Below are 13250 nucleotides of genomic sequence, written 5' to 3' on the forward strand. Positions count from 1 at the left end.
GTTTCTCCCGGCCGCGCCTCTTTCGCTCGATCAGGCCCGGGGTGAGGACTTGGGGCCGGACCGGTGAACCGACCGCGGTTGACACTTGACGACGCCAAGCCGATTGGAATAAATATTCCGCATAGGCAATAATTGGCCGTTTCATTCCAGTTCCTCCGCGGATGGCCCGCGACGCCTTTGCGCGATGAGCGTCAATCATCGTGTGCCAACCCGGTCGCGCACCGGAATTCAAGGACGACAGTGATGACAGTGAGATTTGGTCTTCTGGGCGCCGGGCGTATCGGCAAGGTTCATGCGAAAGCCGTCAGCGGCAATGCCGATGCCCGCCTCGTCGCGGTGGCGGATGCCTTTCCGGCCGCCGCGGAAGCGATCGCCGGCGCCTATGGCTGCGAAGTCCGGACGATCGATGCGATCGAAGCCGCCGGCGACATCGACGCCGTGGTGATCTGCACGCCGACGGATACCCATGCCGATCTGATCGAGCGCTTCGCCCGTGCCGGCAAGGCAATCTTCTGCGAGAAGCCGATCGATCTCGACGTCGAGCGCGTCAGGGGCTGCCTGAAGGTCGTATCCGAGACCAAGGCCAAGCTGATGGTCGGCTTCAACCGTCGTTTCGACCCGCATTTCATGGCCGTACGCAGGGCGATCGACGACGGGCGCATCGGCGAGGTCGAGATGGTGACGATCACCTCGCGCGATCCCGGTGCGCCGCCGGTCGACTACATCAAGCGTTCGGGCGGGATCTTCCGGGACATGACGATCCATGATTTCGACATGGCGCGTTTCCTGCTGGGCGAGGAGCCCGTTTCCGTCACCGCGACTGCGGCCGTGCTCGTCGACAAGGCGATCGGCGAAGCCGGCGACTATGACAGCGTCTCGGTCATCCTGCAGACGGCATCCGGCAAGCAGGCGATCATCTCGAACTCGCGCCGCGCCACCTATGGTTACGACCAGCGTATCGAGGTTCACGGCTCCAAGGGCGCCGTCGCTGCTGAAAACCAGCGCCCCGTTTCGATCGAGATCGCGACCGGCGAAGGCTACACGCGCCCGCCGCTGCACGATTTCTTCATGACGCGCTACACGGAAGCCTACGCCAACGAGATCGAAAGCTTCATCGCCGCAATAGAAGAAGGCGCCGAGATCGCCCCGTCGGGCAAGGACGGCCTTGCCGCGCTGGCGCTCGCCGATGCGGCGGTCCGCTCCGTTGAGGAAAAGCGCCAGATCAGCATAGCCTGACGACCTGCCGCCCTATTGAAAAGACAGGCCGGGCAGTGCCCGGCCTTTTTTCGTCTCATCGCGCTTCAGGCTCCCATCCGATGCGGCACCGTGGAGGATGATGAGGCCGCGTCCACACTCGGTGCCAGCCCGGGTCGGCCGGTCAGAAAACCCTGGATATGCGGGCAACCCTCGTCGACGATGATCTGTCTCTGCCGCTCCGTTTCGACGCCTTCGGTGACGACCGGAAGGTTGAGGCTGTGGCCGAGCGCGATGATCGCGCGGATTATGGCATGGGCCGCCGGGTCCTTGTCGAGCGAGGCGGTGAAGCTGCAGTCGATCTTGAGCTTGTCGAATGGAAACGTCTGGAGATTGCTGAGCGAGGAGTGCCCGGTGCCGAAGTCGTCCATCACGATCCTGACGCCAAGGAGGCGCAGCCGGACGAGAGTTGCGAGGACGTCGTCGCGGTTATGCATCAGCGCGGCTTCGGTGATTTCCAGTTCGAGCCGCCTCGGCTCCAGCCCCGTCCGCAGCAGAATGGATTCGATCCGGTCGAAAAGGTTCGGGAGGAGGAATTGCACCGGTGAGACATTGACCGAGACCGGCAGCCGCTGGTGCCAGCGCACCGCCTCCATGCAGGCCTCTTCCAGCACCCATTCGCCGATCTGAATGATCGAGCCGCTCTCTTCGGCAATCGGAATGAACACATTCGGGCCGACGAGACCGCGATCGGGATGGCGCCAGCGCAACAGCGCCTCGTAACCGACGATCCGGTCATCCCGCACATCGACAAGCGGCTGATATTCGAGGAAGAGCTGCCGCCTGACGACCGCATGCCTCAAATCGTTCTCGATTTGCCGGCGCGTGCGCACGGCTTCGTCCATTTCGGCGTCGAAGAAGCAGGCGATGCCCTTGCCGGTCTGCTTCGCCCGATAAAGCGCTGTATCGGCATTGCCGTAGAGCCGCTCCGCGGTGGTGCCGTCGCCCGGACAGATCGCTACGCCGATGCTGACCCCCACCGCCATCGGATCGCGCCGCGTATCCATCTCTTCCGAAAAGAGCTTGAGGATACGGTCCGCCAAGAGTCGCGCGGCTTCCGGCTGCGCCGCTCCGCTCTGGACGATGGCGAACTCGTCGCCGCCCAGTCGCGCGATCGTGTCGGCCTCTCCTGCCGCCGCCCGGAGGATATCGGCCACCTTCCTGAGGATACGGTCGCCTTCCCCGTGGCCGAAAATGTCGTTCACGGCCTTGAAGCGATTGAGGTCGAGACACAGGACCGCCAGCGCTTCCTTGTGGTGGACGGCGGCGGCCAGGGCCTGTTTCAGGCGGTGGTCAAAGGAGCTTCGATTGGAAAGATCCGTCAACGCATCGTGGTGAGCGAGGTGTTCGATCGTCCGTTCGGCATCCTTGCGCGCCGTCAGATCCCGCACGAAGATCACGTCGCTTTGCCGGCCCTTGTATTCGATCGTTCGGCAGACCCTTTCGACGGGCACGTATCCGCCGTCCGCGTGAAGGAGCTCTCCCTCGCTTGCCCCCTCTCCGGCGCCAAGGTCGTGCGGGCTGCGTCTTCCGGGCGCTTCGGCGAACAGCTCCCGCCGTTGCCTGCCGATGAGCTCGGCGGGCTTTCGACCACAGAGAGTGACGAATCGTTCGTTAACTTCGATGACCTCGCCGCCGCGAAGGATCACCATGCCCTCCAGCGAGGCATTGGCGAGCCCCTTGAGGTCCGTCAGGTGCCTGTCGACGAAGAGAGCGCCGAAGGCCATGAGAATGAGCGTGGTTGATGCGGCGATGACACCCCCCGCGAGCCAGAACGGATCGAAGACGTCCGTTGCCGCGACGCTCGGGTCGGGGATCAGGACGACGCCGCTCATCGACGTGAAGTGCAGGACGCATATCGCCACCACCAGAAGCAGGATGGATGCGGCGAGCCCGCGCACGCCGCGCAGCGCCTGGAACGAATGCAAGGCGAGCGCGGCGATCGACGTGCCGAGAAGAACGGCGGCGAAACTCGTTTCCGGATCGAAGGCGACCCGTCCCTGCACCTCTATGGCACGCATGCCGGTCACGTGCATGGCGGCGATTCCGAGCCCGAGCAGCAAACCGCCCACGGCCGGAGCATGGCGCGAGCCTCCGGCCAGGCCGACCGAGAAGGCAACCCAGGACGCCGCGATCGCGACCGCGATGGAAAAGCTCGTGCCTTTGGCCCCATAGGCGATGGGGATCCCCCCGTCATAGGCGAGCATCGCGATGAAATGCGTCGACCATACGCCGATGCCGCAGGCAAAGGCGCAGACTGCAATCCAGAGGCGCCGCTGACTGCCTGCGCTGCGCCGGGCGCGCTCGAGAAGCAGCATCGTCGCGATGTTGCCGGCCAGACAGACGACCGTCGCCACCACGATCAGGCGCCAGTCATGATCATCGCGTATGCATGCAATCACTGAAAACATCGCCGTCCCCCACGCCGAAGACAGCTTGGCAACGAGACTCTAAATAACCGTAAATTGAAGACTGCACAGCACTCGCGTCTGCCGGAACTCTGCGGTGTCGACCCGGCAGACCCGCCGCCTCACGGATGTCCTGCTGCTGCAATGTCGCCGTCGATCGCGCCGAGCGCCCGATCGATATGACCGTCGAAAACGAGCCGCTGCTCGTCCGGGACCACCCTTATCTGCGGCATGCCCTGCAGGCGGACCTGCAGTGATTGCGCGAGGCCCTCCTCCAGTCCCTTCTCCAGAAGATCGAAATAGCGCGTGCCCGGCCCCGTCACGAAGATCGGCATCGGCTCATAGAGACTGAGCATCCGTGAAATGCCGTTGCCGAGCGCCAAGCCGGCCTGGCGGAAGGCATAGCCGGCCATCCGGTTCCCCTGGCGCGCGCTCGCGGCGATCTTGTCCATCTCCGAAGGCGGAACGAACTTCGCCGGTATGGTGTCGGAGGGCACCTCGAAAGCCGTGCGCAGTATCCCGTAGAAGCCCGCTGCCGCCTCGATGCAGCCATAGCTGCCGCAGCGGCAAAGCCCCGCGGACGGCAGATGCAGCATATGACCGAAATTCGGCGCCGAGACATCGAGCTCGCCGGACCTGCCCCTTCTGGCAAGCCCGAGGCCGATGCTGTGGCCGAGCGAAACGGCCGCAAGCGCATGGAAGCCGCTCTCGCTTTCCTCTTCCCTTACCGCGAGGGCGTGCGCCACCAGCAACGACTCGTTGCTGAGCATGATCCGCGCGCGCCAGGCGGGCCGGAGCAGTTCCACGAAGTCGAGTTGCTCGCTGCCGAAAACCGGCGACCAGATGAGCCGCGCGCCGTCGACGGCCACGAGCCCCTTGCTGCTGATCGAAATGGCAAGCACCTCGTCCTTCGAGATATTCGAGCGGACGAGCAGGCGTTCGAGCGCTGCTGTCAGAACCTCCCCGAAAACGGCGGTGCCGCGGAGGTCGTGGCTGCGCGGATCCTCGAAACGGTCGAGCAGGATGCCGCCATAGTCCGCAAGCGAATATTGCACGACGTCGGAGGAAATGCGCACGACGATCACGTAGCCGCAGCCGCGTCTCGGCTCGAAGAGAACCCGCGGGCGGCCGCGGCCGATCTGGACGTGCTGCTCGGTCTTGGCGATGATCCCGGACCGCTCCAACTCAGCGGTGATGACGGAGATCGTCGCCGAGGCAAGACCCGTCTGTGCCGCAATCTCCGTGTGGGAGAGTGATCCTTTACGGCGGAGCGCCGAGAGAACGAGGGCGCTGTTCTGCTGACGCACAAGCTCGGTGCTGGATTTGGTCAGCATCGTTTACCCTTGCAGCGCCGCGCGCCGGACGAGGCGCTCAAAGGGCGCTGTCGCTCTTCAGGGTGCCGCATGTTCAATCCCTGAACCTGTGCGATCAATCGGAACATGCATCAGCGGTAGCGGGTCCCTCGAAGACATGCCCTTCCCAAAGCATTTGGCGGCCTACAGGACAAGGCGCATTTGTCATTTACGCAGTGATTTCAAGCTGCTGCGGCAATGATTCACACGCTGCGGCGGCCTTGTTGACAGCTTGCGGAAACTCTGACATTTATTTTCTCGACTGTCGAGAAAAAACGCGGCGACGCGATAGCGACAGCATCTGGAGGCTCGTCGGGGATGCGTGCGGGAGGTTCGTGCGCGCAGCCGGGCCATTTGGGAGGATAGGATGAAATCCATTTTGAAGCTGTTGGCAGGGGCTGCCATCATAACGTCCATGCATTCCGCGGCGATCGCCAAGGATCTGGTCATCGGCGTTTCCTGGTCCAATTTCCAGGAAGAGCGCTGGAAGACCGACGAGGCAGCCATCAAGGCCGCGCTCGAAGCTTCCGGCGACAAATATATCTCGGCCGACGCGCAGTCTTCCGCCGCCAAGCAGCTCACCGACATCGAGTCGCTGATCGCCCAGGGCGCCAACGCGCTCATCGTGCTTGCGCAGGACTCCGACGCAATCGGCCCGGCGATCGAGAAGGCAGCCGCCGAGGGAATTCCGGTCGTCGGCTATGATCGCCTGATCGAAAATCCCGACGCCTTCTACATCACCTTCGACAACAAGGAAGTCGGCCGCCTGCAGGCGCGTGAGGTATTCAAGCAGAAGCCGGAAGGCAACTTCGTCTTCATCAAAGGCTCCTCCGCCGACCCGAATGCCGATTTCCTCTTCTCCGGGCAGCTGGAAGTCCTGAAGGAGGCGATCGACGCGGGCAAGATCAAAAATGTCGGCGAAGCCTATACCGACGGCTGGAAGCCGGAGAACGCCCAGAAGAACATGGAGCAGTTCCTGACCGCCAACGACAACAAGGTCGACGCGGTCGTGGCCTCCAACGACGGCACTGCCGGCGGCGCGATCGCGGCACTCGACGCCCAAGGCCTTGCCGGCTCGGTTCCGGTTTCCGGCCAGGATGCCGACAAGGCTGCGCTGAACCGCGTAGCGCTCGGCACACAGACGGTTTCGGTCTGGAAGGACTCCCGTGAGCTCGGCAAGAAGGCAGCCGAAATCGCCGTGGCGCTTGCCGGCGGCAAAACCATGGACGAAGTCGAAGGCGTACAGACCTTCAACGGCGGGCCGAAGGGCGTCGCCATGAAGTCCGTCTTTCTCGCGCCGCTGGCGATCACCAAGGACAATCTGAACGTCGTCATCGACGCCGGCTGGATTTCCAAGGAAGAAGCCTGCCAGGGCGCCAAGAGCGACGTTGCTGCCTGCAAATAACCGCAACGACATGGCCGATCTCTGGTCTTCAAGAGCGCCGCAACGCACACCGTTGCGGCGCTCTTGCAAGGTGCGAAGCGGACCGAACGACATCGACAGATAAGTGGGGGATGGCATGGCCATGGCCGACATCACAAAAGCCAACCAGACAGGGGCCGATCAGATACCGGGCACGCAGGCCGGCCGCGCCCGCACGACGGACGAAAACCCGGTGAAACGCTTCTTCCGTGCCACCGAAATCGATACCCGGCTGCTCGGCATGGTCGGCGCGTTGGTCATCATATGGCTCGGTTTCCAGGTGATGACCGGCGGACTGTTCGACGGCCTGTTCCTCAAGCCGCGCAACCTGTGGAACCTGACCGTCCAGACCTCGTCCGTCGCCGTCATGGCGACCGGCATGGTGCTGGTCATCGTCACCCGCAACATCGACCTCTCGGTCGGCTCCGTGCTCGGCTTCTGCGGCATGATCATGGGCGTCCTGCAGGCGCAGGTCCTGCCGCAATATCTCGGGCTCGGCCATCCCGCCATCTGGGCGATCACCCTTGCCTGCGGCATCGCGGTCGGCGGCGCCATCGGCGCGCTTCACGGATCGATCGTCGCCTTCCTCAACGTTCCCGCCTTCATCGTGACGCTCGGCGGCCTGCTGGTCTGGCGCGGCGCCACCTGGTTCGTGACAAGCGGCCAGACGGTTGCCCCGATGGACGCCACCTTCCGTCTCATGGGTGGCGGCACCGAGGGCTCCATTGGCGCGACGGCCAGCTGGATCGTCGGCTTTCTCGCCTGTATCGCCATCGTCGGCGCCATTTTGAATTCGCGCAAGCAGCGCAAGCGCTTCGGCTTCCCGCTGCGCCCCGTCTGGGCCGAGTATTTCCTGGCAATCCTCGGCTGCGCTCTGGTGCTTGGCGCCGTTGCCGTGGCCAACCATTATTACTGGCCGGTGAATATCGCCCGCAGATATGCCGATGCGAACGGCATCGCCTGGCCGGACGGCGGCCTGCAGATCTCGCACGGCATCGCCATTCCCGTTTTGGTGGCGATCGTCGTCGGTATCGTCATGACCTTCATCGCCACCCGCCTGCGTTTCGGCCGCTACGTCTTCGCGCTCGGCGGCAACCCCGAAGCGGCCGAGCTCGCCGGCATCAAGACGCGCTGGGTCACCGTCAAGATCTTCACGCTGATGGGCGTGCTCTGCGCCATTGCGGCGGCCATCTCGACGGCGCGCCTCAACGCCGCGACCAATGCCCAGGGCGAACTCGACGAGCTCTACACGATCGCTGCCGCCGTCATCGGCGGGACCTCGCTCGCCGGCGGCGTCGGCACCATCGCCGGCGCGATGATCGGCGCGCTCGTCATGCAATCCCTGCAGTCGGGCATGGTCCTTCTGGGAATCGATACGCCCTTCCAGCGCATCGTCGTCGGCGTCGTGCTCGTCACCGCCGTCTGGCTCGACACCGTCTACCGCGCCCGCGCAAAATAATCAGGAGTTCGAACATGACTGAACAACGCACTCCGCTCGTGGAAATGAAGAACATTTCCATCTCCTTCGGCGGCATCCATGCGGTGGACGATGCCTCCGTCGACCTCTATCCGGGCGAGGTGGTCGCCCTCCTCGGCCATAACGGCGCCGGCAAGTCGACGCTCATCAAGATTCTCTCCGGCGCCTACAAGCGCGATGCCGGCGAGATCCTGATCAACGGCGAACCGGCCGAGATCAACAATCCGCGCGACGCCAAGAAATACGGCATCGAGACGATCTACCAGACGCTCGCCGTCGCCGACAACGTCGACGCTGCCGCCAATCTCTATCTCGGCCGCGAACTGCGCACCCCCTGGGGCACGCTCGACGACGTGGCGATGGAAGCCAAGGCCCGCGAAGTGATGGGCCGGCTCAACCCCAACTTCCAGCGCTTCAAGGAACCGGTGAAGGCGCTCTCCGGCGGCCAGCGGCAATCGGTGGCGATCGCCCGCGCCATCCTCTTCGACGCCCGCATCCTGATCATGGACGAGCCGACCGCGGCACTCGGGCCGCAGGAAACCGCGCAGGTCGGCGAGCTCATCAAGCAATTGAAGCGCGAGGGCATCGGCATCTTCCTGATCAGCCACGACATCCACGACGTCTTCGACCTCGCCGATCGCGTCTCCGTCATGAAGAACGGCCAGGTCGTCGGCCACGCCCGCACCGAGGACGTGACCAAGGACGAGGTGCTCGGCATGATCATCATGGGCAAGGTACCCCCCAAGGCCACCCCCGGCCCCGGCGCCATGCAGATGGCGTGAGGCGGTACAAACCCGCCAATGCCGCGTCGACGGGCGCGGCATTTTCTTCGCAAAAGCCGCCTCCCCCAGGCACCAAACGCAAATTTCCGCTGCAAACCCCGTCAATCACCATTGAAGCGGCGCGCAAGCTAGGCTAAGAACCGCTCACAGCCTGCTTCGGCGGCCCTGCCGCCAAACGGATGCACCCGTAGCTCAGCTGGATAGAGTGTTGGATTCCGATTCCAAAGGTCACAGGTTCGAATCCTGTCGGGTGCGCCATTTCCATAGGAAAAATCCAATAAAATCAATGCGTTTCGCCCTTTAACTGGCATTTTGCTACCTTTTCCGCCTGTCGTTTGCTACGTTTTTGCCCCTTCAAAAGCGGCGAAACGGCAGCGCCTTGGAAAAACATTCCACCATTGCGTTTCTGCAAGAATAGAGAATTTGATTTCAGTTTCAAATTCCAAGTATATCTCCGCTTTTCAAAATACCTCACTCCGCGGGTGCGTAGTCGGCATACGCATCTCATTTCATCAGCATCACTATCGAAGCGGCATCGGTGCGGGATTACCCTGCAATGATGAGCCGGGGCATTGAGATCTTGGAGACGATCAAGAAACCCGACATTGCCGAAATTGCAGCTATCGGCGGTGCCATCGAACCGCCCCGCGCTCGACATGCTCCAACTGTTTGACATCTACGTTGATCTGTCCGGGGACAAGTTCCTTGGCTTGGACAAGCGGGCACGCGACAAGAGAGTGAACCGATACAAGGCAGCGGCTACCGATTTCGTCGCCATCATGGGTGAAATCGATGTCGTCCAGATGGTTCCCAAGCAAGCATTCGAGTTCGCCGCAAATCTCACAAACCGCGTTGCAAACGAAGAAATCGAGCTTGAGACGGCACAGAAGAAGCTTCAGTTCATCAACATGTTCGTCCGCAAGGTTTTTCGCTCGCACTACCCCACCAAAACCAATCCGTCGAAGATGCGAAGATTGAAAGCAATGGTGCTGTCGAGACCGGTAAGCGCCGCTCGTTCACCGAAGCTGAAGTCCTCGCGTTCAATGACAAGCTGGCAGAGTCGGACGCCAATGACCAGTTGGTCGCGATCCTTGCGATTTCCGAATGCACCGGGGCAAGCATGAAGAAATTTGCTTGCTCACGGAATCCGACTTCCACATAGATGGTGTGGACCATCCGTTCATCACTATCGGACCAAACAAACACCGTAAATTTGTGAAGACCGGAAAATCCAGACACCGAGATTTGCCGTTGCTCGGAAAGGCGCTTGAAGCCGCCAAGAAATACGCCAAGGCTTTCCCCGGTATGCCCGTCCCGGTGGTGCTGAAGCTCTTTCAGCGGCGGCAAACAAGCTAATCAAGCCTGTGGCACCGGGGGCAACCACCTACTCATTCCGCCACCGCATGGCGGACCTTCTGCGCAACTCCGGATGCGTGGACACGATGAAGAATTCTCTGCTGGGCCACCATTCACCGGGAAGAGCATGCGATACGGCGACGGATTCGACATGCCTAACAAGCACAAGGCATTGAAGAAGGCGCTTGCCCTTGCAGAGAAGAAACAGAAGCACGTGAAGAATCAAACCCCTAACCGACAACCAAATATGCCCGAAGCGAAATAAAGCGGCTTAATGTCGCCCTACCCTACAGCATGAAAGAACGGCATATTCCCATTGAGGAATATGCAGAATTGCAAGGATACAACTACAAAACATTACCCACGAATAAGAAGGCGCGAACCGAATTTCTGGCGCAGCAGAAGCGGCTTATTAAGCTACTCAAAAGCAAGGGATTCGTCGAAGCAGCGTTGATCCACGGGAGAAAGCGAAAGCAGCTGCAAGACCAGCTAAACGATGATTTGGCACTGTTGGCTGATTGAAGTCCCTTGGCGAAGCTCTTGAAGGGCAGCCATGAGGCGCTTGAACCCGCTTAAGACGAAACCCCGGCACCCGACGACCGGGGTTTTTGTCTAGTCCGTGACTAGCGCGACCAGCTTCCGTTCCACGACGCAAGCTTCGACGAGAGTGGTTTCGTCATTAAGAACACGAAGTAGCGTTTGCTGATCGGGCATTTTCATCTCGCACCGATATACTGCCATCGCAGCAAGTTCGCCTTCGTCGGGATCATTCTCAATGAAGTCGCGACGTTGCTCCAAAGCGGCAGCTTGGCATTGTTCAAGCGTCTCTGTGAAATAGAGTAAATCGTCATTGCCCGGAGAAATCTGGTACGCGTACAGAGTGGCTGTTTCCATCTTTGGGATACTCCCTTTCAAGAATCACCCGCGCAGGTATAGTCCAATCCTCGAGGTTTGAAATTGTCGAATCCTACAAACCGGGTTGGGGAAAGAATGAACCGTCTCGTGGTTTGGCTATGGATTGCGCTCGCTACCGCGGCGAATGCACAAGCAAAAGTCGGTGCGGACTATTCCGGCAGTTACCTATGCAAGACCACAGCGAGCGGCGGTCCTTGTTCGTGGCAACGATGGCGTTTGGCAAGCGACGACGTCCAACGTTGTGGATGATGCCTATGTGATCTCTTGTCTCGTCGACGATCGGACTGGCGCCAGACGGTTTGGAGAACTGGGATAGTGACCTCTAAACTTGCTCTGGGCACGCCCCGAAAATGAGCGGCAGCCTTCCGCGCTACCCGCTCCGACAAATCGACGAAGCAGACCGTCCGCCGACTCAGCCTTGAACCATCCGTGATCGCGGCACGATGGGGGGCGGTTGTACTTGGAAGAAACGCGGTGGATCTCGCCACTAAGGGCAGTCAGCTGAGGTCTATCGACGCCAGAAATAACTGGGAACCATGCACGGAGGGCCTCGCCCCGTTCGTGTTCTAACGGTCGAGGCCCCAAACGTCCGGATTTCGTGCGAAGTACTCGATCAGCATTTCTACGAGGACACGGACTTTCCGGGCGGGGTGCTGACCCGGGGGCCGGACGACATACGCGCCTGCCGAAGGTGGGGGGTAGCGCCTCATGACCGGGACGAGCGCGCCGGAGGCCACATACTGGTGTGTGATGCAATCGGGGAGCCAGGCGATGCCGAGTCCTGCCGCCGCGGCAGCGGCAAGCGCCGTAGCGTTGTCGGCCTTGAACCTGCCCTGCGGCTGAACCGTGACAACCCTGCTGCCATCCATGAACTGCCAGGTTTCCGTTCCCTGCATGAGGGCCTGATGGTTGACCAGTTGCTCAGGCGTCTCAGGTGAACCGTGCGCTTCGATATAGGCCGGGCTTGCGACAAGCTTTCCATAGATCGGTCCGACGCGCTTCGCGATGAGGTTGGAGTCCTGAAGGTAACCAACCCGGATCGCGCAATCGAAACCTTCGGAGATGAGATCGACGAAGCGATCGCTGTAGGAGGTATGGATGTGCAGCTGCGGGTGTTGTTGCGCCATTTCCGCAAGCACGGGGGCGAAGTGGGTCGGGCCGAAAGAAAGCGGCATGGCAACCCTCAGGCGGCCACGCAACTCACCGGTAGGGAGGATCGTTTCCCTGGCCGCATCGATCTCGGCGCTGGCTCGGGCCGCATGGTCTCTGAACGTCACTCCCGCTTCTGTAAGCGCGGCGCCGCGGGTCGTTCGTGCAAGAAGCTGGACCCCAAGCTCCGCTTCAATCCGAATGAGCCGCCGACTGACGATCGATTTGGAGACGCCGAGCCGGCGCGCGGCAGCCGATACGCCCCCGGCATCGGCCACTGCGACGAATGTCTGCAGATCCTCGATATCCAATCCGGCGTTCCTCGTTTCGCGACACAGCTTGTCTGACTATGGCACTATCGCACCACCAAAAGGAACAGCAAATTGAGTCCAGGCAACGTCGCCCGCTGGCGCATGTCTCCCGTGAAACCCGTTGCCGTCCATAGCGGCAGAGAAAGGAAGTCTTGATGACCCCTCGTAACGGCCTTGATTCGCTTCTTCGTCCCGAAGACTCGGTCCTCGTTCTGATCGACCACCAGCCCTATCAGCTCACAAACGTGAACAGCCACGAACCGCAGATGGTGGTCAACAATGCGGCGGCTCTGGCGAAGGCCGCCAAGGCCTTCGCCGTGCCCACGATTCTGACGAGCGTGATCGCTGATCGGGGCGGCCGCATCTTCCCCCAGATCACTGACGTGTTTCCCGGCCAAGAAGTGATCGATCGGACGTTCATCAACACCTGGGAGGATGAGAAGGTCGTGGACGCGGTCAAGGCCACCGGACGCAAGCAGCTCATCATCGCGGGCCTGTGGACCGAAATATGCGTTGCGATGCCGACGATCCAGGCGCTCGGCGAAGGTTGGGACGTGACGGTCGTCACCGATGCGTCCGGCGGCACTTCGGTCGAGGCCCATGAGGTCGCCATCCAGCGCATGATCATGGCTGGCGCGAACATGATGACGTGGCTGTCGGTGGCTGCGGAATGGCAGCGCGACTGGGCCCGCACGGAGCATGCCGCCGAGCTTTCGGAGGTGCTCGTGCAGCATGCCGCCGGCAGCGGCATCGCCTTCCTGTGGGAGCAGCAACTGCTCAACACGCCGGTACCACGGGACGCGGGCTGATCCGAGCGGGGATG

Annotated in this window: 12 protein-coding genes and 1 tRNA gene; 9 read left to right on the plus strand and 4 right to left on the minus strand. The window is 61.6% G+C overall.

From position 1 onward, the window contains the following. Positions 1–243 precede the first annotated feature (243 nt). Positions 244–1236: an inositol 2-dehydrogenase gene (iolG, locus tag BHD07_RS16125; RefSeq protein ID WP_338281602.1), complete on the plus strand. Its 993-nt coding sequence runs from the start codon at positions 244–246 to the stop codon at positions 1234–1236. A 65-nt stretch (positions 1237–1301) separates the two neighbouring features. Here the strand turns inward: iolG and BHD07_RS16130 are convergent, their stop codons facing one another. Both BHD07_RS16130 and BHD07_RS16135 read right to left on the minus strand, forming a co-directional pair. Then, entirely contained in the window at positions 1302–3665 is a 2364-nt protein-coding gene (locus tag BHD07_RS16130; RefSeq protein WP_338281603.1) for a bifunctional diguanylate cyclase/phosphodiesterase, read from the minus strand. A 119-nt stretch (positions 3666–3784) separates the two neighbouring features. Continuing rightward, positions 3785–4996 (minus strand): ROK family transcriptional regulator, encoded by a 1212-nt coding sequence (locus BHD07_RS16135; RefSeq protein ID WP_338281605.1) that lies wholly within the window; start codon positions 4994–4996, stop codon positions 3785–3787. A gap of 385 nt (positions 4997–5381) precedes the next feature. On the opposite strand from BHD07_RS16135, the gene xylF reads away from it, so the two are divergent. From xylF to BHD07_RS16170, 7 genes are all read left to right on the plus strand, one after another. Next, positions 5382–6419, plus strand: coding sequence for a D-xylose ABC transporter substrate-binding protein (xylF, locus tag BHD07_RS16140; protein WP_100670065.1), 1038 nt, complete (start codon positions 5382–5384; stop codon positions 6417–6419). Positions 6420–6534: 115 nt separating this feature from the next. Next, complete coding sequence (locus BHD07_RS16145) at positions 6535–7896, plus strand: sugar ABC transporter permease (protein WP_080636707.1); 1362 nt, start codon at positions 6535–6537, stop codon at positions 7894–7896. Between the two features lie 14 nt (positions 7897–7910). Further along, a complete protein-coding gene (locus BHD07_RS16150) occupies positions 7911–8696 on the plus strand; it encodes an ATP-binding cassette domain-containing protein (RefSeq protein ID WP_338281608.1) in 786 nt (261 codons plus the stop codon). A gap of 181 nt (positions 8697–8877) precedes the next feature. Next, a tRNA-Arg gene (locus tag BHD07_RS16155) sits at positions 8878–8954 on the plus strand. A gap of 347 nt (positions 8955–9301) precedes the next feature. Beyond that, entirely contained in the window at positions 9302–9820 is a 519-nt protein-coding gene (locus BHD07_RS16160) for a hypothetical protein (protein ID WP_275599284.1), read from the plus strand. 10 nt (positions 9821–9830) lie between these two features. After that, the gene (locus BHD07_RS16165) at positions 9831–10052 is read left to right on the plus strand and encodes a hypothetical protein (protein WP_275599285.1); all 222 of its coding nucleotides are present in this window, start codon (positions 9831–9833) and stop codon (positions 10050–10052) included. Between the two features lie 294 nt (positions 10053–10346). After that, positions 10347–10574: a hypothetical protein gene (locus tag BHD07_RS16170; protein ID WP_275599286.1), complete on the plus strand. Its 228-nt coding sequence runs from the start codon at positions 10347–10349 to the stop codon at positions 10572–10574. 90 nt (positions 10575–10664) lie between these two features. Here BHD07_RS16170 and BHD07_RS16175 read toward each other — a convergent pair whose 3' ends face one another. Continuing rightward, the gene (locus tag BHD07_RS16175) at positions 10665–10946 is read right to left on the minus strand and encodes a hypothetical protein (protein ID WP_275599287.1); all 282 of its coding nucleotides are present in this window, start codon (positions 10944–10946) and stop codon (positions 10665–10667) included. Positions 10947–11533: 587 nt separating this feature from the next. After that, the gene (locus BHD07_RS16180; protein ID WP_275600145.1) at positions 11534–12427 is read right to left on the minus strand and encodes a LysR family transcriptional regulator; all 894 of its coding nucleotides are present in this window, start codon (positions 12425–12427) and stop codon (positions 11534–11536) included. A 155-nt stretch (positions 12428–12582) separates the two neighbouring features. Here BHD07_RS16180 and BHD07_RS16185 point away from each other — a divergent pair, with 155 nt between their 5' ends. After that, positions 12583–13236, plus strand: coding sequence for a hydrolase (locus tag BHD07_RS16185; protein ID WP_100671585.1), 654 nt, complete (start codon positions 12583–12585; stop codon positions 13234–13236). Positions 13237–13250 lie beyond the last annotated feature (14 nt).

The sequence above is a fragment of the Sinorhizobium sp. KGO-5 genome, from assembly GCF_036245905.1.
Lineage (GTDB): Bacteria > Pseudomonadota > Alphaproteobacteria > Rhizobiales > Rhizobiaceae > Sinorhizobium > Sinorhizobium meliloti_A.